This window comes from Gordonia sp. DT218 (assembly GCF_049847105.1).
Taxonomy (GTDB): domain Bacteria; phylum Actinomycetota; class Actinomycetes; order Mycobacteriales; family Mycobacteriaceae; genus Gordonia.
This window is the reverse complement of the sequence record NZ_JBNCNS010000002.1, coordinates 975,898-997,872: the sequence shown is the minus strand read 5'-3', so window position 1 is coordinate 997,872 and position 21,975 is coordinate 975,898. Positions and strand designations below refer to the sequence as shown.

Below are 21,975 nucleotides of genomic sequence, written 5' to 3'. Positions count from 1 at the left end.
GGATGCGAGATCGACTGATCAACTGCACGTAGGAACTGGCTCTAGAACGGCCTGGACCGACTATCGGGGACCTGCCAGTGGACATTACCGAACGCCGTCGCCGTCTGATTCATGTCGCCCAGGGTGATCGTGCCGGCGAAGAAGCGCGGCGCCTGGATGACGTAGGCGAACACCACCGACAACTGGTTCACGACGAAGTTCCAGCCGGTGAACTTCAGGGTCCGGAAGACGATCTGCCAGAAGTTGCCGACCACGGCTCCGAATCGTTCGAGCAGGCCGGCACGTTCGACGCCCTCACCGTGATAGAGGGCGACGTTCTCGGCGCCATCACGAACTCGGACGAGTGCATATCGGAAGTTCGCAGTCAGACGTTCCCGGAGGAAGTACAGGCGGATCAGCGGTCGTCCGATCCAGAACGCGATGACAGTGGTGATCAAGACGAACATGTAGACGAACCAGACCATCGCGCGCGGCACATCGGCGCCGAACACAGACATCGGACCAGAGAGGTCCCACAGGATTTTCGTGAACGAGACGATGGTGATGATCGCCGGGATCACCCCGTTCGTCGATGATCCGTTGTACCCGAAGACAAGCTGGCGACTCGACGTCGCGACGGTCGTGATGTCCGTCTCGATGCGCTGGTCGGGGTTGTCGACCCCGGGCTGGATCGCGGCATCAGGCCCCTGAGGGAGCGCCGCCTCGACGAATCTGTTCCGGTAGAACGCCTTTCCACCGAGCCAGTCCGTGGTGTTGCGCGTTGTCATGTACTCGCGCAGCTTGATCTCGAAGGCGCTGCCCAGGTACAGCTCGATGAGGGTTCGTACGATGTGGATCGCTGCGAGGACGCCGAAGATCCACATAGCCTTCCAGAAGCCCGACTTTCCGGCATCCAGAGCATCTTGATTTCCCTGCGCAAGACCCTGGGCTGCGGTCTGGAGCGCCGTGAACATGTCATTGCCCTGATACGAGAACAGGACAGTGAGGCGGACGCCGGCAACCGCCAGCAGCAGCAGCACCCCGACCAGGCTCCACGCCAGCAGTCGAGTATCGGAGTCGGTGAAGAAGCCACCGGCGGTCCGCCAGTACTGCCGCCCCCAGTTGGTGAACCGCGCCAGCAGATAGCCGACGACCAGCACCCCGACGAGAGCGATCATGAACACGATGCCGATCCACCGAAGCGAGGCCAAAACCTCGCTGCCCCAGTCGATGCTGTCAGTCACCCTCTCCCCCATCCATCCGAAGGTCACGTGTGGGTCCTGCCCGAAAACCGGCCAGGGGTTCACAGAGATCGCCGCAGTCTAACCCGCGCGTTCGCTTACCACCCGTTAAGGCGAGTGGTCACGGAACGGGACGCAACACAACCCCCGACGAAAGCGCCGATTCGGACACGGTCTCCTGGAGGACGTCGCCGATGCGGACGACATATCCGTCCCGCCCGGACGCGACGTCGCCGGCACGGAATGTCATCTCACATCCACCGCCGTCGCCGCTCTCGCGCTGACCGAGGGTCGTCGTCGACAGTTCGTCGCCGGTCTCGTCGTAGATCCGGACGGCTGCCCCCGGAGCAATCTGCAGTGCCTGTGCCTGGGTCGTCGGACACACCACCGCACCGTGCGCGGTGAAGGACGTCCGGTTGACCGTGCCGACCAGCAGTGCCGCGACCGCTACCCCCGCCAGCGCCATCGCGGCGAGTGAACTGATGATGATGATCGGCGATCGCGTGCTGCGCTGCCAGGTGCGCTGCGGCAACGTCGGTCCCGAGCGCAGCCAGAACTGAGGCGGGTCGGTGGGACCGGTGTAGGGACTCATCGGACGGCCGGCACCGGGGTGTGCCTGCGCCTGTGGCGCCACGTCGTGTCGAGGAGGCTGGGCGGAGGTCATGGGATCAGTCTGCCAGCACGGGGGGTGTGGTCTCGATACGCCGACTCGCCTGGCGGCTCGCCGGCTACTCGACCAGCGGATTGGCGCGGCCACTCGACCAGCGGTTTCGCGCGGCCACTCGACCAGCGGATTGGCGCGGCTCAGTTCTTGGGCGGGAAGTACTTGATCAGCGCCTCTTGGACAACCGAGGTCGCCAGGGTGCCGTCACGCTTCCAGAACCGGCCCGATCCCATGCCGCGGCTGCCGGTCGCGACCGGCGACCGCGTTGCGTACAGCATCCAATCGTCAAAACGGAACTCGCGGTGGAACCACATCGAATGGTTGACGGTGGCGGCGAAGAGTCGGTCGATCCCCCACGAGAGACCGTGGGTGGTGATGATCGAGTCGAGGACCGTGGTGTCGGAGGCATAGCACATCGCGGCCACGTGCAGGAGCGGATCGTCGGGCATCACACCGTCGGTCTTCATCCACACCCGGTTGTCCGTGAGGGTGGCCCCGGCGTCGCGCATCTTCCACGTCGGATCGTTGGCGAATCGGATGTCGATGGGGTGCAACGCATTGACGAACGTGGCGATGCGATCCTCGTAGCCCTTGAAATGCTCGCCGAGCGGCGGCAACTCCTCCGGGTAGGGCACCTGCGGGATGTCCACCGCGTGTTCCAGGCCGGCCGTGTTGTCCTGGAAAGCGACCAGCATCGTGAACACCTCGGAGCCGTCCTGCATCGCGGTCACCTGTCGGTTCGCGAACGACTTTCCGTCGCGAAACCGCGCGACGTGATACTCCATGGGCTTGCTGACATCGCCACCCCGGATGAAGTGGGCGTGCAGTGCGTGGATCGGTGGGTTCCCCCGGGTGATGGTGCGGCCGGCCGACACCACTCCCTGCGCCAGCAGTTGCCCACCGAACGTGCGCGCGGTCTTCTGCTCCGGGTGCTGGCCGATGAACAGGTCGTCGTCGCGTCGCTCGACGTCGAGCAGCGCCAGCAATTTGCCGAGATCCTCGGATTGGTCGGTCATGAGAGCACACCCTATGCCCTCGCGGAGGGTGGTCTCGATACGACTCCTCGCTGCGCTCGTCGTCTACTCGACCAACGGAAGAATACGGCTCCTACCAACGGAACGGTACGAACTCGACCAACGGAAGAATACGGCTCCTACCAACGGAACGGTACGAACTCGACCAGCAGAGCGATCCGACCAGCGGGGGTCAGTGGTCCTGCTCGCCGATCCGATGGACGTGAATCATGTTGGTGGAGCCGACTGTTCCGGGCGGAGCACCCGCGACGATCACCACCACGTCGCCTTCTTTGAGACGCCCGATGCGCAGGAGTTGCAGGTCGACCTGATCGATCATGTGATCGGTGCTGTCGACGTTGTCGACGATGAACGTCTCGGTGCCCCAGCTCAACGCCAGCTGGCTACGCACCTCCTGGGTCGGCGTGAAGGCCAGCAACGGAAGCCGCGAATGCAAGCGGGCGAGCCGGCGGACGGTGTCGCCCGACTGAGTGAACGCCACCAGAGCCTTCACCTCCAGTCGCTCGCCGATGTCGCGGGCGGCGTAGGAGATGATGCCGCGCTTGGTGCGCGGCACGTGTGAGAGCGGCGGGACGTCGCGGGAACCGCCCTCGACCGCACGCGCGATCTTGTCCATCGTCAGCACCGAATCGATCGGCCATTTACCCACCGACGTCTCACCGGACAGCATCACCGCGTCGGCACCATCGAGAACCGCGTTGGCGACGTCGGAGGCCTCGGCACGGGTGGGACGCGAGTTCTCGATCATCGAGTCCAACATCTGCGTCGCGACGATCACCGGTTTGGCGTTCTCCCGGGCCATCTGGATCGCCCGCTTCTGGACCAGCGGAACCTCTTCGAGCGGCAACTCGACGCCGAGGTCACCGCGGGCGACCATGATGGCGTCGAACGCCAGCACGATGGCCTCGAGGTTGTCGATGGCCTCGGGCTTCTCCAGCTTCGCGATCACCGGCACGCGGCGCCCCACTCGATCCATGACCTCGTGGACCAACTCGATGTCGGCCGGACTCCGGACAAAGGACAGGGCGATCATGTCGACACCCAGTTCCAGCGCGAACTCCAGGTCGGCAATGTCCTTCTCCGACATCGCCGGCACCGACACGTTCACGCCCGGCAGTGACAGGCCCTTGTTGTTGCTGACCGGTCCGCCCTCGGTCACCATGCACACCACGTCGTTGCCGTCGACTGCCGTGGCGACCAGACCGACCTTGCCGTCGTCGACGAGTAGCCGGTCACCGGGTTTGGCGTCGGCGGCCAGGTGCTTGTAGGTGGTCGACACCCGATCGTGCGTACCGACGATGTCGTCGACGGTGACCCGCACTTCGTCGCCCGTCGCCCACAGCACCTCGCCGTTCGGTGCGCCGGTGTCCTCGAATTTGCCGAGACGGATCTTCGGGCCCTGCAGGTCGGCCAGGATGCCGACCGCCTTCTCGGTGGCATCACTCGCCTTACGCACCCTGGCGTACACCTCGCGGTGCACGTCGTGGGTGCCGTGGCTCATGTTCATCCGGGCCACATCCATCCCGGCCTCGACGAGCTCTTTGAGCTTCTCGTCGCTACTGGTCGCCGGGCCGAGGGTGCAGACAATCTTTGTTCGCCGTGTCACTGTGTTCACCTTAGTCCCGTTGGATCGCCATCTCTATCCCGGCGCGGATTGGTCACCTGCCGGACAACTGCAGTTCGAGCAGGTCAGCGCCCCGACCGGGGTGGTCGCGAACACAATGAAACCAACGCCGCCCGCGCGCGTTGCGGGGCGTCGCCCACGTGGTGGTGCCGTCACCGCACCGACAGGGGCAGGGTCGCCGGCCGCACCGGCGACGGCAGGTCCGACTCGCCCATCAGGAGCTCGTCCACCGCGTGAGCGGCCGAGCGCCCCTCTGCGATGGCCCAGACCACGAGAGAGGCACCGCGGTGGGCGTCTCCGCAGACGAAGACATCCGGGGCGTCTGTCTGCCAGTCGCTGCCACACGACAGTGCACCACGACCATTGGGCTCGAGTTCGAGATCGGCGAGCAGCGGACCGCGCGTGACACCGGCGAACCCGATGGCGAACAGTGCCATCTCACAAGGGATCTCGAACTCGTCGCCGACCGGGGTGACCACTCGTCGCCCGTCCGGCTCACGGACCACCTGGACTTCGGCGAGCACCAGCGTCGTCACGTTGCCCTCCTCGTCGCCGACGAAGCGCTGGACGGCGACCTGATACTTCCGCTCACCGCCCTCGGCGTGCGCCGAGGATGTCCGCATCACCAACGGCCATGTGGGCCACGGTGACCGGTTGTCGTCGCGGTCGCTGGGCAGTTCGGGGTTGTAGTCGAGCTGCACCACCGACGTTGCCCCCTGGCGATGGGCGGTCCCGAGACAATCGGCACCCGTGTCGCCACCGCCGATGATGACGACATGCTTGCCCGCAGCAGAGATCGGCGACGGACCGTCGCCCTCGCATTCGCGATTGGCCGGCACGAGGTGCTCCATCGCGAGGTACACGCCCGCCAGCTCGCGCCCCGGCACCGCGTTGTCGCGGGCCTCCATCGCCCCGATCGCCAGCACGACAGCATCATGACGCGAGCGCAGTTCCTCCACCGACATGTCGGTACCGACGTCGCAGCTGGTGACGAACTCGGTACCCTCGGCACGCATCTGGGCGATCCGCCGATCGATATCGGACTTCTGCAGCTTGTACTCGGGGATGCCGTAGCGCAGCAGCCCACCGAGCCGATCATCGCGCTCGTAGACGGTCACCTCGTGACCGGCCCGCGTGAGTTGCTGCGCAGCAGCCATTCCCGCCGGCCCCGAACCCACGACTCCCACCGATTTTCCCGACCGCGCGGCGGGTGGTTCTGGACCGATGATGCCCTCCGCCCAGGACTCGTAGGCGATGGTCTTCTCGACACGTTTGATGGTGACGCTGCCACCGGTGGTGGCCTCCGAGATCGACAACACGCAGGCCGCCTCGCACGGCGCCGGACACACCATCCCGGTGAACTCCGGAAAGTTGTTGGTGGCGTGCAGCCGGCTACTCGCCGCGTCCCACCGTCCGCGTCGCACCAGGTCGTTCCATTCCGGGATCAGATTTCCCAGCGGACATCCCGCGGTGCCGGAATGGCAGAACGGGATTCCGCAATCCATGCAGCGGGTTGCCTGCTCGGACACCTCGGACATCTCCCGCAACGGGTTCTCACCGTGGTGATAGACGTCGTCCCAGTCCTGCACCCGCTCGGCGACCGGACGGTACTTCGATTCCTTCTTGGGGATCTCCAGAAACCCGCGCGGATCAGCCACGTGCCGCCTCCATGATCGCTGAATCGACGTCGCGCCCTTCGGCCTCGGCCATCCGAGCCGCGTCGAGGACTCGCTTGTAATCGCTGGGCATCACCTTGGTGAAGCCCAGGCACCGCCGTGGCCAGTCGGCCAGCATCGACGCACCGATCGCCGAGCCGGTGAGCTCCGCGTGCTTGGCGATCGTGTCGCGCAGGAATCGCAGGTCGTCGGGGTCCGGACGCAACAACTCCACCATCGCCATGTTCACCTTGGCGCTGTCGAGGTCGTAGACGAAGGCGATACCCCCGGACATACCGGCAGCCAGGTTGCGCCCGGTGGGCCCGAGGATCACCACCCGTCCGCCGGTCATGTATTCGCAGGCGTGGTCGCCGACGCCCTCGACCACCGCCGTGGCGCCGGAGTTGCGCACCGAGAACCGTTCGCCGACCTTGCCGCGCAGGAACACCTCCCCCGACGTCGCGCCGTACAGGATGGTGTTGCCCGCGATGACCTGATCCTCGGCGACGAACCAGGCGTCCGGATCCGGCGCGACGACGATCTTCCCGCCGCACAGCCCTTTTCCGACATAGTCGTTGGTGTCGCCCGACAGTCGGATCGTCACCCCCGGCGGCAGGAAGGCACCGAGCGACTGTCCGGCCGACCCGGTCAGCTTCACCACGATGGTGTCCTCGGCGAGCCCCTCGGCGCCGTAGCGGCGAGTGACCTCCGACCCAAGCAGCGTGCCGACCGTCCGGTTCACGTTGCGCACCGGCAATTCCAGTGTCACGGGATGTGCATCCTCGAGCGCACCTTCGGCGAGCTGGATGAAGGTCTGATCGAGAGCACGATCGAGTCCATGGTCCTGGCCCCGCATCCGGCGGGTCGGCCCCTTGTCGTCGTGGGTGCGGAAGATCGGCGTGAGATCGAGACCCTTGCTCTTCCAATGCGCCACCGCCTCAGCGGTGTGCAGACGCTGCGACTGTCCGATCGCCTCGTCGAGCGTACGGTAGCCCAGCTGCGCCAGGTGCTTTCGTACGTCCTCGGCGACGAACCGGAAGAAATTGACGACGTGCTCTGCCTGCCCGGTGAACCGCGCACGCAGCTGCGGATTCTGCGTCGCGACGCCGACCGGGCAGGTGTCGAGGTGGCAGACCCGCATCATGATGCAACCGGTGACGATGAGCGGGGCCGTCGAGAAGCCGTACTCCTCCGCACCGAGCAGGGCGGCCATGATCACGTCGCGGCCGGTACGCAGGGCGCCGTCGCACTGAACGGTGATGCGATCGCGTAAACCGTTGAGCATCAGTGTCTGCTGCGCGTCGGCGAGCCCGATCTCCCAGGGCGTGCCGGCGTGTTTGAGGGACGTCAGCGGCGACGCGCCGGTACCTCCGTCGTGACCCGAGATCAGCACGACGTCGGCGTGCGCTTTGGACACGCCGGTCGCGACGGTCCCGACACCCACCGCACTGACCAGCTTCACGTGGATGCGTGCATCGGAGTTGGCGTTCTTCAGGTCGTGGATCAGCTGCGCGAGATCCTCGATCGAATAGATGTCGTGGTGCGGCGGTGGCGAGATCAGGGCGACGCCGGGCGTGGAATGCCGCGTCTTGGCGATCCACGGGTACACCTTGTACGCCGGGAGCTGGCCTCCCTCACCGGGTTTGGCCCCTTGCGCCATCTTGATCTGGATGTCGGTCGCGTTGATCAGGTAGTCGCTGGTGACCCCGAAACGACCGGAGGCCACCTGCTTGACTGCGCTGCGCCGTTCCGGATCGTAGAGTCGATCGACATCTTCGCCGCCCTCACCCGAGTTGGAGCGGCCGCCGATCCGATTCATCGCGATGGCGATGGTCTCGTGGGCCTCGGCCGAGATGGACCCGTAGCTCATCGCTCCCGTGTTGAACCGCGTCATGATCGTCTCGACCGGTTCCACCTCGTCGAGCGGGATGGGATCGCGTGCGGCCAGGTCGAAATCGAACAGTCCGCGTAGCGTGCCCCCCTCGCGCGACAGCTTGTCGACCTCGTCCGAGTACTTCTGAAAGACCTCGGCCTGACCGGTTCTCGTCGCGTGTTGGAGCAGGAAGATCGTCTCGGGCGTGAACAGATGCAATTCGCCCTCACGGCGGTACTGGTATTCGCCGCCTACCTCGAGACGCCGGTACACCTGCTCTGTCGGGTTCTCCGGGAACGCGCGATGGTGCCGAATCCGGACCTCCTCGGCGAGTTCGTCGAGCCCGACACCTTCGATCCGGGAGACGGTCCGCGTGAAGTACTCCTTGACGACCTCCGACGACAGTCCGACCGCCTCGAAGGCCTGTGCGCCGGTGTACGAGCTGATCGTCGAGATCCCCATCTTGCTCATGACTTTGAGCACGCCCTTACCCAGCGCCTCGAGGTAGTTCCGACTGGCCTTGGACGACGGGACTCCGGTGAGTTCACCCTCCGCGATCAGGTCGTCGATCGACTCGAGCGCAAGGTACGGGTTGACGCCGGCCGCACCGAAGCCGATCAGCAGGGCGATGTGGTGAACCTCGCGGGCGTCACCCGACTCCACCACCAGCGCGACCTTGGTGCGTTCCTTGGTTCGGACGAGGTGATGGTGCACCGCCGACGTCGCGAGCAGCGACGGTATCGGCGCATGATCACGATCGGTCCGCCGGTCGGAGATCACCAGCGTGGTGTGCCCCTCGGCGATCGCCTGGCTCGCCCGCATCCGGAGGTCGTCGAGCGCGGCCCGCAGACCCATGCCGCCGTCGGCCACCTCGTAGAGACCGTGCAGCACCTTGGCCGACAACCCCGGATTGTCGCCGTCGTCGTTGATGTGGACGAGCTTGGCGAGGTCGTCGTTGTCGATGACCGGCCAATGCAGCAGGATCTGCCGGCACGACGCAGCGGTGGGGTTCAGGAGATTCTGTTCGGGACCCATCACGCGCGCCATCGACGTGACGATCTCTTCGCGGATGGCGTCCAGCGGCGGATTGGTGACCTGCGCGAACAGCTCGACGAAGTAGTCGTAGAGCAGTCGGGACCGCTTGGACAGCACGGCAACCGGAGTGTCGGTACCCATCGATCCGAGAGGTTCGTAGCCCGATGCGGCCATCGGCGTGAGGAGTACCCGCATGTCCTCCTCGGTGTAGCCGAACGAGACCTGTCGTCGGACGACGGTGTCGTGATTCGGTTTGTAGACCGACCGGTTCGGCAGGGTCGCGATGTCGAGCAGACCCGCATGGAGCCACTCGTCGTAGGGCTCGGCGCCGATCAGGTCGCCCTTGATCTCCTCGTCCGGGATGATCCTGCCCTGCTCGGTGTCCACGAGGAACATCCGGCCCGGTTCGAGCCTGCCCTTCGAGATGACGTCGTCGACGGGTACGTCCAGCACCCCGGCCTCCGACGCGAGGATCACGCGGCCGTCGCGGGTCTGCCACCAGCGTCCCGGCCTGAGCCCGTTGCGGTCGAGCACGGCTCCGACGACCGTGCCGTCGGTGAAGGTGACGCAGGCCGGGCCGTCCCAGGCCTCCATCAGCGATCCGTTGAACTGCAGGAACGCGTGGCGCTTCGAGTCCATGTCCGGCACGTTCTCCCACGCCTCGGGGACCATCATCATCACCGCGTGCGGAACGCTGCGGCCGCCGAGGTGCAAGAGTTCGAGGACCTCGTCGAGCGAGGCGGAATCCGATGCCTCCGGTGTGCAGATCGGGAAGGCGCGCTTCAGGTCCCCGGGGATGAGGTCGGTCTCGAGCAGCGCCTCACGTGCGCGCATCCTGTTGCGGTTGCCCCGAACGGTGTTGATCTCCCCGTTGTGGGCGACGAATCGGAAGGGGTGGGCCAGTGGCCACGACGGGAACGTGTTGGTCGAGAACCGGGAGTGCACGATGGCGATCGCGCTGTGGCACCGCTCGTCACGCAGGTCGTCGTAGTACAGCGGCAACTGCATCGTCGTCAGCATGCCCTTGTAGACCATGGTGCGGCTCGACAGCGACGGGAAGTAGATTCCCGTCCCTGCCTTGTCGATCTCCGGAGTGACCCGCTCGGCCTGCTTCCGGAACGGGTAGATGAAGCGATCGAGTTCGAGGCCGCCGATCCGCTTCGCTCCGGCAGACGGATCGACGGTGACGAACAGCTGCATCATGTACGGCATACAGCCGATCGCGGTCTCGCCGATGTCCGCGCGCTCGGCGTCGACCGGCAACTCACGCCATCCCAGGATCGTGACGCCCTCGGCGTCCGCCAGCGCACTCACCCGTTCGATGGCGCGCTCGCGCAGGACGGGATCGACCGGCAGGAAGCAGACACCAGCCGCGTAGGTGTTGTCACCAACCGTGGTCGGTGCGGGAAGGTCGAAATCGGTCACCGCGCGGAGCAATGCATCGGGGAGTTGGATGAGGATGCCCGCACCGTCACCACTGTTGACCTCGGCGCCGGCGGCACCGCGGTGTTCGAGGTTCTCGAGCGCCAGCAACCCGTCGGCGACGATCGAGTGGGAACGTCGGCCGTAGACATCGGCCACCATCGCGACACCGCACGAATCGACTTCGGCCTCTGGGTCGTACAGGCCCTGCTTGGCCGGGAGCGCGGAAAACAACATCTCGAACCTCCACTCGACTCGGTGACGAATCGCAATGCTCGATGTCCTCAGGGACAGCGCTGGCCCGTGGAGCAGTTATGCGGTGATCGGGTTCGATGGGCTGAGCCCGATCATCGTGAAGCTTCACTCTATCGGACCAAATCCGAGGGTGCCGCCTACTCCGCTGTGATCAGCACCGGAACGGGTGTGATCCGCGTGACGGGAGTGTCGATGCCTTGGCTAGTGGTGTTCGGGGTGCTCGTCGGGGTCGGTGGTGTCGGCGACATCCGAGTTGCGGTCGGCGACATCGGGGCTGCTGTCGACGACATCCGGGGTGCCGTCGGCGACATCCGGGGTGCTGTCGAGGTCATCCGGGTTGCTGTCGACGTCATCCGGGTTGCTGTCGGCGACATCCGCGGTGCCGTCGGCGACATCCGGGGTGCCGTCGACGACATCCGCGGTGCCGTCGGCGTCATCGGGGGTGCTGTCGACGACATCAGGGTTGCTGTCGGCGGTGTCGTCGATCTCCGATTCGAGCACCCAGTCGTCGGTCGAGGACTCCGCGGTGAGCGGCTCCCCGTCGTCGGTCCGGGGCGTGTGCCGGGCGATCGCGGCCGCGAGTGCGGCCTCGGAGGGACTGTCGGCGGCCTCGTCGGTGTCCACACGCCGGGCCGCCCTGCCACGTCTCGTGCCCGCGTCGGTGTCGCGATCCTCATCGGTGTCATCGGTGTCGGCGGTGTCGGCGTCGTAGCGGTCATCGACGTAACCGGCGACCCCGAGCTCCTCGAGTTCTTCGGCCCGTTGCGGGTGATAGATCTCCAGCCCCTGCTCACGACCCCGTGGTGCGAGGACGAAGTAGGCTGCCGCACAGGCGAACACCAGCACCGCGGTGAACACGTTGATCCGGGTTCCGAAGATGTGGGTGGCCGGATCGGATCGCATCAGTTCGACGCCGAAGCGGCCGACGCAGTAGCCCGCCACATAGAGGGCGAACAGTCGTCCGTGACCGATTCGGAAACGCCGGTCGACGACGACGAGCAGAATCACCACCAGAACGTTCCACAGTAGTTCGTAGAGGAACGTCGGATGCACGATCGCAACCACATGCCCGTTGGATGTGCCGCTGATCAGACCGGGGTCGGCGACCCCGTTCGCGTCGACACGCTCGTAGATCTTCAGACCCCACGGCACGGTCGTCTCGCGACCGTAGAGCTCCTGGTTGAAGTAGTTCCCGAGGCGACCGATGGCTTGGGCCAGCAGGATTGCCGGGGCGAGCGCGTCACCGAACGCCGGCAGCCTGATGCCGTGTCGTCGCGCCCCGATCCAGGCACCGAGCGCGCCGAGCAGTACAGCACCCCAGATGCCCAGGCCGCCATCCCAGATCTTCAGTGCGTCGATCGGCTCCTTCGGGCCGTCGCCGAAGTAGGTCTGCCAGTCGGTGGCCACGTGGTAGAGCCGTCCACCGACGAGTCCGAACGGCACGGCCCAGATCGCGACGTCGAGGACCTCGCCCTCTTGTCCGCCTCTGGCCTTCCAGCGCCGATTGCCCCACCAGACCGCGACGATGATCCCGACGATGATGCAGAGGGCGTATGCGCGCAGCGGAACCGGTCCCAGGTGCCAGACGCCCTCCGGCGGGCTCGGGAGGTAGGCCAGGACCATCGATCCTGCGGATCCAGTCCCGTCGAAAGTTGTCGGCCCAGCAAGGGGTGTCGGCACCGTCACGCTGCCACCCTAACCGACCGACCGATCCGGACCGTGGACCGGCAGTGGGACGCCTACGCGCCGCGTGCAGCCGAGCCGGCCGAGGTCGCCGCACGGACGCCCTCGGCGAGTTCGCCGACCAGCGCCGCGAGCTCGCTCGTGCCCACCTTGGCCGCCGACACCAGCGCCGAGCCCACGATCACGCCGTCGGCATAACTCGCGATCTCGGCAGCCTGCGCACCGCTGCGAACGCCCAGACCGACGCCGATCGGGATGTCCGAGTGTGCCCGCACCCGCGCACAGAGCTCCGGCGCTGCGTCGGACACCGCGTCGCGGGCTCCCGTGACGCCCATCGTCGACGCGGCGTAGACGAACCCGCGCGATGCATCGACGGTGAGAGCCAATCGTTCGGCGGTCGATGACGGCGCGACGAGATAGATGCGGTCGAGGCCATGCGCGTCGGACGCGGCCTCCCAGGCGGCACCCTCCTCGGGAATCAGATTCGGGGTGATCAGGCCGGCACCACCGGCGTTCGCCAGATCCTGCGCGAACCGATCGACCCCGTACTGCAGCACCGGGTTCCAGTAGCTCATCACGACGGCCTGTCCACCCGCCGCGGAGATCGCCTCCACGGCGGTGAAGACGTCGCGGACCCGCACACCGTTGGTCAGAGCCACGTCGGCGGCCTCCTGGATGGTGGGTCCGTCCATCACCGGATCGGAGTACGGCACGCCGACCTCGATGATGTCGCAGCCGGCCTCGACCATCGTCCGGAAGTACGCCACCGACTTCTCGACCGTGGGGTAACCGACGGGTAGGTATCCGATCAGTGCGCTGCGACCCTCGTCGCGGCATCGGGCGAAGGTGGGGCCGAGCTTCGACGGCGCGGTGTGGGTCACGGCGGCTGATTCCTGGGCACTCATACCGTCTCCCCCGTCTGTTCGCCGCCTGCCGCTGCCTCGTCCTGTGATGGTGGCTTGTCGAACAGGTGGAACCATTCCGCGGCGGTGTCGACATCCTTGTCACCACGACCGGACAGGCTCACGACGATGATCGCGCCGCCACCGAGCTCCCGGCCGAGTTTGAGCGCGCCCGCAACGGCATGCGCGGACTCGATGGCCGGGATGATGCCCTCGCGACGGCTCAGCAGCGCGAGCGCGTCCATCGCCTCGGTGTCGGTGATCGGCTGGTAATCAGCGCGGCCGATGTCCTTCAGATACGCGTGTTCGGGACCGACACCGGGATAGTCCAGACCGGCAGAGATCGAATGCGATTCGATGGTCTGCCCGTCCTCGTCCTGCAAGAGGTAGGAGTAGGCGCCCTGGAAGGCGCCCGGTGTGCCGCCCGTGAAGGTCGCGGCATGCCGGCCCGTCTCGACGCCGTCGCCGGCGGCCTCGTACCCGACGAGTCTCACCCCCGCATCGTCGATGAACGGATGGAAGATCCCGATCGCGTTGGATCCGCCACCGACGCACGCGACCACGGCGTCCGGCAGGCGACCGACCTGCTCTTGGATCTGGGCGCGCGCCTCCAACCCGACGACACGCTGAAAATCGCGCACCATCGCCGGGAACGGATGCGGCCCGGCCGCCGTGCCGAAACAGTAATAAGTGTTGTGCGCGTTGGTCACCCAGTCACGCATCGCCTCGTTGATGGCGTCCTTGAGGGTCGCCGAACCGTTGTCGACAGCGATGACCTCGGCGCCGAGGAGCCGCATCCGGGCCACGTTCAGGGCCTGCCGATCGGTGTCGACCCGGCCCATGTAGACCACGCATTCGAGACCGAGCAACGCGCAGGCGGTCGCGGTGGCGACGCCGTGCTGACCGGCGCCGGTCTCGGCGATCACCCGCGACTTGCCCATCCGCTGCGCCAGCAATGCCTGCCCCAGCACGTTGTTGATCTTGTGCGAGCCGGTGTGGTTCAGATCCTCACGCTTGAGGAAAAGCCTTGCGCCGCCGGCGGCCTCACGAAGTCGCGCCGCTTCATACAGCGGCGACGGGCGTCCGGTGTAGTCCCGCTGCAACCGGTCGAGCTCGGCGAGGTAGTCGTCGTCGCTGCGCAGTTTCTGGTACGTCGTGGTGACCTCGTCGATCACCGCCATCAACGCCTCGGGGACATGTCGTCCGCCGTAGACGCCGAAGTGGCCGCTCTCGTCCGGCTCGATCGATGTCCGCGTGGTGAGCCCGACACTCATGGCCGGGTAGGGAACGTTGGGAGAATCGGTATTCGCGCTCACGGTCTCTTGTCGTCGGCTCTCAGGGTCAGCGGGCGGAAATGGCCGTCAGCGAACCGGTTTCGGGCAGGAAGGGTGCGTCCCGGCGGTCACCAGCTCGGAGACGGCGGCCCGCGGGTTGCCACTGGTGACGAGTCCTTCGCCGACGAGCACCGCATCGGCGCCTGCGCCCGCATAGGCCAGCAGATCGGCTGTGCCGCGAACACCGGATTCGGCAACCCGGATCACTCGGGTCGGAAGCCCCGGGGCGATGCGGGCAAAGCAGTCGCGGTCGACTTCGAGGGTCTTCAGATTGCGTGCGTTGACACCCACCACCGAAGCACCGGCCTCGAGCGCGCGATCAGCCTCTTCCTCGGTGTGCACCTCGACGAGCGCGGTCATGCCCAGGCTCTCGGTGCGGTCCAGCAACGACGCCAGGACGTTCTGCTCGAGTGCCGCGACGATCAACAGGATCACGTCGGCGCCATGGGCCCGCGCCTCATGGATCTGGTAGGGCCCGACGATGAAGTCCTTGCGCAGCACCGGGATGTTCACCGCTGCTCGCACGCTGTCGAGATCGGCGAGCGACCCGCGGAAGCGGCGCTGTTCGGTCAGCACACTGATGACCCGTGCACCGCCGGCCTCATAGGCGGCGGCGAGCTCGGCGGGATCGGCGATGGTGGCCAGATCCCCCTTGGACGGGCTGGCGCGCTTCACCTCGGCGATGACCCCGATGCCCGGCTTGTTGAACGCAGCCATGGCATCGATGGGTCCTGGGGCCTGCGCGGACGCCGCCTTGATCGCCGCATAGTCGACCACGGCTTCGCGCGCGGCGACGTCAGCTTTCACTCCCTCGATGATGGAGTCGAGGACAGTCGGCGTACTCACGACGTGTGGGCCCCCTTTCGATGTTCGTGTGTTCTCAGGGTAGACCGGTGCCCGGATCGTCCTGTGGCCGGGTTGGTCGCTCACGGCCGTCGTCCGCAGGGGTGTCCGGGACATCGGTGGGATCGATCCCGGTGTCGAGTGCGTCCCACATCATGCGTTCGTTCGCGGCGGGTCCTTCGTTACGCTCGTCCCCCCGCGCGGCGTCCTCGGACGCGGCGTCACCGGTGGCCGCGGTGCCGGTTGCGGCGCCGTTGGCGCGCTCGTGCTCGGCGAAGATCTGGCGTTCCAGGTCCGCTCGCCGCGCGCCCGGACTCTTGTACTTCGACGACATCCCGGCCCCACCGGCCACCCGGAGCAGGAGCACACCGGCGAGAACAGCGCACACGGTGCCCGCCAGCGCGACCACCGCCGCCCAGGAATTGGTGGTGATCAGGAGTACCTGGAAACGGCCGGGAAGGTTGGCGGCGTCGGCGGCGTAGCCGGAGTCGGCACCACCGGTCATCAATGAGATCGCCGGGATGGCAGCGAGGACTCCGCCCGCCGCGACAAGTATCGCGATCACGCGTAGACCCCACCCACGCACCGAGAACGCCGCGAGGATGGCCGCGAGCAGCACCAGCGCCAGCGGTGTCAGCCACGGACTCCAGTCCGAGCCCTTGACGTCGAAATCCCGTGCGGGGGCGAGACCGTCCGCGGCAAGTACCCGGCACCACACCAGTCGCGACGCCGACCAGAAGGCCAGCGCCGCCAGTGCCAGCAGGATCGCGGCGAGCATCTGGCGGCGCCGCATGAACGACTTCACGGCGGCCGCCGGGTCCGTGCTCGATGGTGTCGGCGCGTTCATCGGGTCCCGCTCTCCACCGTGACCGCGTCGTCGTCGGCGCCCGACCCGACGCGCCGCATGGTGCCGGCCGCGGCCACCGCGTTGAGTACTGCGGTCGCCTTGTTGCGCGCCTCGTTGTACTCGTATTCGGGCTCGCTGTCGGCGACCACACCGCCGCCTGCCTGTACGAAGGCACGCCCACCCGACATCAACGCCGTGCGGATCGCGATCGCGGTGTCAGCGTTGCCGGCGAAATCGAGATACCCGACGATCCCGCCGTAGACGCCGCGCCGCGTCATCTCGTGCTGGTCGATGAGTTCCATCGCACGCACCTTCGGGGCGCCGGTGAGCGTGCCCGCGGGGAAACACGCCGTGACCGCGTCGAGTGCGTGCTTGTCGTCGCGCAGCGTCCCGGACACCGTCGAAACGAGGTGCATGACATGGCTGTACCGCTCGACGTGCCGGTAATCGCTGACCTTGACCGTGCCGGGACGGCAGACCCGACCGAGGTCGTTGCGTCCGAGGTCGACGAGCATCAGATGCTCGGCGTTCTCCTTCTCGTCCTCCACCAGGCCCTTGGCGAGGAGCTGGTCCTCTTCCTCGGTGGCACCGCGCCAGCGCGTGCCCGCGATGGGATGGGTGGTGGCCACTCCGTCGGACACCGTGACGAGGGCTTCGGGGCTGCTGCCGACGATGGTGACCGGACCGCTGCCGGCGCCTTCGTGACCGGGCATCCGTAGGAGATACATGTACGGACTCGGATTGGACGCGCGCAGCACGCGATAGACGTCGACCGGATCGGCCTCGGTGTCCATCTCGAATCGCTGCGACGGCACCACCTGGAACGCCTCGCCCGCTTCGATCTCGCCGACCAGGGTGGTGACGATCTCGCTGTACTCCGCGAGCGTCCGCTGCGACCGGTACTCCGGCGTCGGCCGATCGAAATGAGACACCGTGGACGGCGACGGGGCGGCCAGGGCCTCGGTCATACGGTCGAGCCGTGCGACCGCGTCGTCGTATGCCTGCTCGGCCCGCTCGGACGAGCCATCCCAGTTCACCGCGTTCGCGATCAGGGTGATGGTGCCCTCGTGGTGATCGACCGCGGCGAGGTCGGTCGCCAGCAGCATCATCATGTCGGGGAGTCCCAGATCGTCGGTCGTGGTCTCCGGAAGCCGCTCGAGCCGGCGCACCATGTCGTAGGCGAAGAACCCGACGAAGCCACCGGTCAGCGGCGGCATGTCGGGGAGCGGGTCGGTGGCCAGCAGGCGTAGCGACTCCGCCAGCGCCTCGACCGGGTCACCCCCGTCGGGAGCGCCGGTGGGGACTTCTCCCCACCAGCGGGCCTCACCGTCGACGACGGTGAGGGCCGACGGCGAGTGCGCGCCGATGAACGACCAGCGCGACCACGAACGGCCGTTCTCCGCCGACTCCAGCAGGAAGGTGCCCTCCCGGTCGCCGGCGAGCTTCCGGTATGCCGACAAGGGTGTCTCGGAGTCGGCGAGCACCTTGCGGGTGACGGGCACGACGCGGTGGTCGGCCGCGAGGTCGAGGAAGTCCGCGAGTGTCGTCGTGTCGCGGCTCATCCCAGCGGCTCGCCGCCGACGCCCCAGTGCTGCCGGGGGATCTCGGTGATGGTCACCCACACCGAGTCGGGATTCTTGCCGGTCGCCTTCGCGTAGGCATCGGTCACCGCCGCGATGGTCTCCCGTTTGACCCGGTCGGACAGGCCCGGGGTCTGCGAGATCTGGATCATTGGCATCGGCGCCGTCACCGCCTTTCTTCTCGACTGGTCGCGTTCATTCTCCCCCGCCGTCGGCAGGGGCTCCGCCGGCCGGGGGTGCGTCGGATGCCGCGAGCGGCAGCGACGCGGTGTCGAAACAACTGTGATTACCGGTGTGGCAGGCGGCGCCCACCTGGTCGACCACCAACAGCACCGTGTCACCGTCGCAGTCGAGCCGGACGTCATGCACGAATTGGGTGTGGCCGCTGGTCTCACCCTTCACCCAGTACTGCTGCCGTGAGCGGGAGTAGTAGGTGGCGCGTCGCGTTGCCAGCGTCCGCTCGAGCGCGGCGTCGTCCATCCACGCCATCATCAAGACCGTGCCGGTCTCGCGTTCCTGGGCGACCGCAGCGAACAACCCGTCGTCATTGCGCTTGAGGCGGGCGGAGATGTCGGGGTCGAGAGCCATCTTCGAGGTCCTGTCGTGTTGTCGAGTGCGTAGGGGGAACGTCGCGTCAACGGACGATGATTCCCTCCGCCGCCATCGCGGCCTTCACGTCGGGGATGGTCAGCTCGCCGAAGTGGAACACCGACGCGGCCAGGACCGCGTCGGCGCCGGCCTGCACGGCGGGCGCGAAGTCGGCGATCCCACCTGCACCACCACTCGCGATCACCGGGACGTCGACCTCGGCGCGTACCGCGGCCAGCATCCGCAGATCGAAGCCACGCTTGGTGCCGTCGGCATCCATCGAGTTGAGCAGGATCTCACCGACTCCGAGTTCCTGCCCGCGCCGGGCCCACTCGACGGCGTCGATACCCGTGCCGCGGCGGCCTCCGTGGGTGGTGACCTCCCACCCCGATGGTGTGGGTTCGTCGCTGTCGGGAACGGTCCGCGCGTCCACCGACAGCACGATGCACTGCGATCCGAACCTACGGCTCATCTCGGCGAGCACCTCTGGACGTGCGATGGCCGCGGTGTTGACGCTGACCTTGTCGGCACCGGCCCGCAGCATGGTGTCGACGTCGTCGACGGTGCGGATCCCGCCCCCCACGGTCAGCGGGATGAAGATCTGATCCGCCGTCCGCTTGACGACGTCGATCATCGTCGACCGGCCCGAGCTCGACGCCGTGACGTCGAGGAAGGTCAGTTCGTCGGCCCCCTCGCCGTCATAGCGGGCCGCGAGTTCGACGGGATCGCCCGCGTCACGCAGGTTCTGGAAGTTGACCCCCTTGACGACCCGCCCGTCGTCCACGTCGAGACAAGGGATGACTCGCACCGCAACTGTCATCGAAAAGTCCTCCCGATCGAGACGTCCCCGACAACACCGTCGAGACAAGGGATGACTCGCACCGCAACCGTCATCGGCGACCTCCGGAGTTCTCTGGGCGGTCGGCGCCCGGGGGCTGCGAGGCCCATTCGTCGCCGACCACGTCTTCGATGACCGTCATCAATTCCGCGTGCAGACCCGGTGCCGCACACACCAGCGAGGGCGACGCCGCCGTCCACGGTGCGCCGGCGAGATCGGTCGCGACTCCGCCTGCGGCGCGCACCAGCGCCGCACCCGCAGCGTTGTCCCACGCGTGCCGGCCGAAAGCGATTGCGCCGCCGAAGATCCCCGCGGCAGTGTAGGCCATGTCGACGCCCGTACTACCCGTCATCCGCAACCGGGCGACCCGAGAGCTCAACGCCCGGATGACATCTGCGCGTCGCGCACCGGGATAGCGACCCTTCGCGCGCTCGTTGAACGGACCGTAGGCGATGACCGAGGTCTGCAGGTCGATCGGACTCAGCGGCGGCACGGGTTCGCCGTCGACGAGCAGCGGGCCGTCGACGTGGCCGGCGTAGCGACGTCCGAGTAGCGGCAGCCAGGTCAGCCCGAGCATCGGGTCGCCGTCGACGAGCAGCCCGAGCAGGATGCCCGCCAGCGGGACACCTGTCGAATAGTTGTAGGTGCCGTCGACCGGATCGAGCACCCAGACGGGGCCCTCGGTGACCGGCGGTCCGCCGAACTCCTCACCGTGAACCGGGATCTGGGTGCGGTCGGTAAGTTCACCGGCGATCCGTCGTTCCAGATCGAGGTCGACCTGTGTGGCGAAGTCGGTGGGGCCCTTGGCGATTGCGCTCGGAGCGCCGAGTCCGGCCACGAACTCGGCGGCCACCGAGTCGAGGATGGTGCTCGCGGTGTCGAGCAGTCGTGAGTGGTCCATCACGTCCCGGCGACGGCGGCCAGGGCCTGCGGCAGGGTGAACCGGCCCGCGTAGAGCGCCTTGCCGACGATCGCACCTTCCACGCCGCGGTCGACGAGCCCGGCGATCGCGACCAGGTCGTCGAGGGCCGACACGCCGCCGGAGGCGACGACCGGCGCCGACGTGACCGCGGCGACCTCGCCCAGCAGATCCAGATTGGGTCCGGCCAGCGTGCCGTCCTTGGAGACGTCGGTGACGACGTACCGTGCACAACCGTCACGGTCGAGGCGCTCGAGCACCTCCCACAGGTCGCCGCCGTCGGTGACCCAGCCGCGACCGCGGAGACGGTAGGAGTCCGCTTCACGGATGACGTCGAGCCCGACGGCGATCCGGTCGCCGTAGCGTTCGATCGCCCGTGCACACCACTGCGGGTTCTCCAGCGCAGCCGTGCCGAGATTCACGCGGGTACAACCGGTCCCGAGCGCGGCGGCAAGCGAGTCGTCGTCGCGGATACCGCCGGAGAGTTCCACCTTCACGTCGAGTTCGCCGACGACGTCGGCGAGTAGTTCGCGGTTGTTGCCGCGGCCGAACGCGGCGTCGAGATCGACGAGATGAATCCACTCGGCACCGTCGGTCTGCCAGGCCAGCGCGGCCTCCCGCGGAGACCCGTATGAGGTCTCGGTGCCGGCCGCGCCTTGTACGAGTCGGACGGCCTGCCCGTCGGCGACGTCGACGGCGGGTAGGAGTTCAAGGGTGTTACCCATCGGTGGATGTGTTCCTGTCTGTCGGATAGGAGGTGTGGGGCCGGTCGGCACGCGCGGCCAGGATCTCATGCTCGGCACGGGCGATCATGCGCCGGGAGACGCCGCCGATCACCCAGATCATTGCCAGCACCGCGATCAGTGCGATGACCAGGCCCGCGATGGGCGACCATTGTGCCACCAGCAGGATCACCGGGATGGACACCAGCAGTACGACGACACCCGCGCCGAGCGAGAACAGGACCAGCTTGCCGTAGGAGAATCGGGTGTCGTCGATGTTCATGCCAGGGACCGGACCCAGTTGCGGAGCAGGTGCGCGCCGGCATCACCGGATTTCTCCGGGTGGAACTGGGTCGCGGCGAGTGCGCCGTTCTCGACGGCGGCCAGGAACGGCCCGCCGTGTGTCGCCCATGTCAGTTTGGGCGGATCGATCCGCGAACCGTCGGTGTCCATGCTCCAGTCCTGAACGGCGTAGGAGTGCACGAAGTAGAAACGAGTATCGGAATCCAGCCCGTCGAAGAGCATCGTGCCGTCCGCCGCGTCCACCGTGTTCCAGCCCATGTGTGGGAGCACCTTGGCCGGGAGCCGGCTGACGGTACCCGGCCACTCGCCGCAGCCCTGCGCCTCGACGTCGAATTCGACCCCCCGCTCGAACAGGATCTGCATGCCCACGCAGATGCCGAGCACCGGTCGCCCACCGGCCAGACGTCGGTCGATGATGCGGTGACCTCTGACCGCGGTCAACCCCTCCATGCAGGCGGCGAAGGCGCCGACCCCGGGGACCACCAGCCCGTCACAGTTGGTCGCGATGTCCCGGTCGTCGGTGACCGTCACCTCGGCCCCGGCCCGTTCGAGCGCGCGCTGCGCCGAACGTAAGTTGCCCGATCCGTAGTCGAGGATGGTGACCGCGGGTGCACCGCTCATCGGCTGCACCCCA

The 21,975-nt window shown here is 67.1% G+C and carries 19 protein-coding genes; all 19 read right to left on the bottom strand.

Annotation, left to right across the window (positions count from 1 at the left end; all coding sequences use genetic code 11):
- Positions 1-41 precede the first annotated feature (41 nt).
- The gene (locus tag ACPXCG_RS11465) at positions 42-1,223 is read right to left on the bottom strand and encodes an SbmA/BacA-like family transporter (protein WP_425792064.1); all 1,182 of its coding nucleotides are present in this window, start codon (positions 1,221-1,223) and stop codon (positions 42-44) included.
- Positions 1,224-1,341: 118 nt separating this feature from the next.
- Positions 1,342-1,884, bottom strand: coding sequence for a hypothetical protein (locus ACPXCG_RS11460; RefSeq protein ID WP_425792063.1), 543 nt, complete (start codon positions 1,882-1,884; stop codon positions 1,342-1,344).
- Between the two features lie 140 nt (positions 1,885-2,024).
- Positions 2,025-2,900, bottom strand: a complete 876-nt coding sequence (locus ACPXCG_RS11455) for an acyl-CoA thioesterase (RefSeq protein WP_425792062.1) — start codon at positions 2,898-2,900, stop codon at positions 2,025-2,027.
- Between the two features lie 190 nt (positions 2,901-3,090).
- Positions 3,091-4,524 (bottom strand): pyruvate kinase, encoded by a 1,434-nt coding sequence (gene pyk / locus ACPXCG_RS11450; protein WP_425792061.1) that lies wholly within the window; start codon positions 4,522-4,524, stop codon positions 3,091-3,093.
- Positions 4,525-4,694: 170 nt separating this feature from the next.
- Complete coding sequence (locus ACPXCG_RS11445) at positions 4,695-6,200, bottom strand: glutamate synthase subunit beta (protein ID WP_425792060.1); 1,506 nt, start codon at positions 6,198-6,200, stop codon at positions 4,695-4,697.
- Positions 6,193-10,764: a glutamate synthase large subunit gene (gltB, locus tag ACPXCG_RS11440; RefSeq protein ID WP_425792059.1), complete on the bottom strand. Its 4,572-nt coding sequence runs from the start codon at positions 10,762-10,764 to the stop codon at positions 6,193-6,195. Before gltB ends, ACPXCG_RS11445 begins: the two co-directional genes overlap by 8 nt.
- A 219-nt stretch (positions 10,765-10,983) precedes the next feature.
- The gene (gene lgt / locus ACPXCG_RS11435) at positions 10,984-12,405 is read right to left on the bottom strand and encodes a prolipoprotein diacylglyceryl transferase (RefSeq protein WP_425792058.1); all 1,422 of its coding nucleotides are present in this window, start codon (positions 12,403-12,405) and stop codon (positions 10,984-10,986) included.
- A gap of 116 nt (positions 12,406-12,521) precedes the next feature.
- Positions 12,522-13,370 (bottom strand): tryptophan synthase subunit alpha, encoded by an 849-nt coding sequence (trpA, locus tag ACPXCG_RS11430; RefSeq protein WP_425792057.1) that lies wholly within the window; start codon positions 13,368-13,370, stop codon positions 12,522-12,524.
- Positions 13,367-14,641, bottom strand: coding sequence for a tryptophan synthase subunit beta (gene trpB / locus ACPXCG_RS11425; RefSeq protein ID WP_425792056.1), 1,275 nt, complete (start codon positions 14,639-14,641; stop codon positions 13,367-13,369). Before trpB ends, trpA begins: the two co-directional genes overlap by 4 nt.
- A gap of 87 nt (positions 14,642-14,728) precedes the next feature.
- Positions 14,729-15,547 (bottom strand): indole-3-glycerol phosphate synthase TrpC, encoded by an 819-nt coding sequence (gene trpC / locus ACPXCG_RS11420; protein WP_425792055.1) that lies wholly within the window; start codon positions 15,545-15,547, stop codon positions 14,729-14,731.
- A 34-nt stretch (positions 15,548-15,581) separates the two neighbouring features.
- Complete coding sequence (locus tag ACPXCG_RS11415) at positions 15,582-16,391, bottom strand: TIGR02234 family membrane protein (protein ID WP_425792053.1); 810 nt, start codon at positions 16,389-16,391, stop codon at positions 15,582-15,584.
- Entirely contained in the window at positions 16,388-17,953 is a 1,566-nt protein-coding gene (locus ACPXCG_RS11410) for an anthranilate synthase component I (protein WP_425792051.1), read from the bottom strand. Before ACPXCG_RS11410 ends, ACPXCG_RS11415 begins: the two co-directional genes overlap by 4 nt.
- Positions 17,950-18,129: a tautomerase family protein gene (locus ACPXCG_RS11405; RefSeq protein WP_425792049.1), complete on the bottom strand. Its 180-nt coding sequence runs from the start codon at positions 18,127-18,129 to the stop codon at positions 17,950-17,952. Before ACPXCG_RS11405 ends, ACPXCG_RS11410 begins: the two co-directional genes overlap by 4 nt.
- Positions 18,130-18,166: 37 nt before the next feature.
- A complete protein-coding gene (gene hisI / locus ACPXCG_RS11400) occupies positions 18,167-18,559 on the bottom strand; it encodes a phosphoribosyl-AMP cyclohydrolase (RefSeq protein WP_425792047.1) in 393 nt (130 codons plus the stop codon).
- Between the two features lie 46 nt (positions 18,560-18,605).
- Positions 18,606-19,379, bottom strand: coding sequence for an imidazole glycerol phosphate synthase subunit HisF (hisF, locus tag ACPXCG_RS11395; protein WP_425792045.1), 774 nt, complete (start codon positions 19,377-19,379; stop codon positions 18,606-18,608).
- A 70-nt stretch (positions 19,380-19,449) separates the two neighbouring features.
- A complete protein-coding gene (locus ACPXCG_RS11390) occupies positions 19,450-20,298 on the bottom strand; it encodes an inositol monophosphatase family protein (RefSeq protein WP_425792043.1) in 849 nt (282 codons plus the stop codon).
- Complete coding sequence (gene priA, locus ACPXCG_RS11385; protein WP_425792041.1) at positions 20,298-21,041, bottom strand: bifunctional 1-(5-phosphoribosyl)-5-((5-phosphoribosylamino)methylideneamino)imidazole-4-carboxamide isomerase/phosphoribosylanthranilate isomerase PriA; 744 nt, start codon at positions 21,039-21,041, stop codon at positions 20,298-20,300. Before priA ends, ACPXCG_RS11390 begins: the two co-directional genes overlap by 1 nt.
- Positions 21,034-21,321 (bottom strand): hypothetical protein, encoded by a 288-nt coding sequence (locus ACPXCG_RS11380; protein WP_425792039.1) that lies wholly within the window; start codon positions 21,319-21,321, stop codon positions 21,034-21,036. The genes priA and ACPXCG_RS11380 overlap by 8 nt, the downstream gene beginning before the upstream one ends.
- Positions 21,318-21,962, bottom strand: a complete 645-nt coding sequence (gene hisH, locus ACPXCG_RS11375) for an imidazole glycerol phosphate synthase subunit HisH (protein WP_425792037.1) — start codon at positions 21,960-21,962, stop codon at positions 21,318-21,320. The genes ACPXCG_RS11380 and hisH overlap by 4 nt, the downstream gene beginning before the upstream one ends.
- Positions 21,963-21,975: the final 13 nt, after the last annotated feature.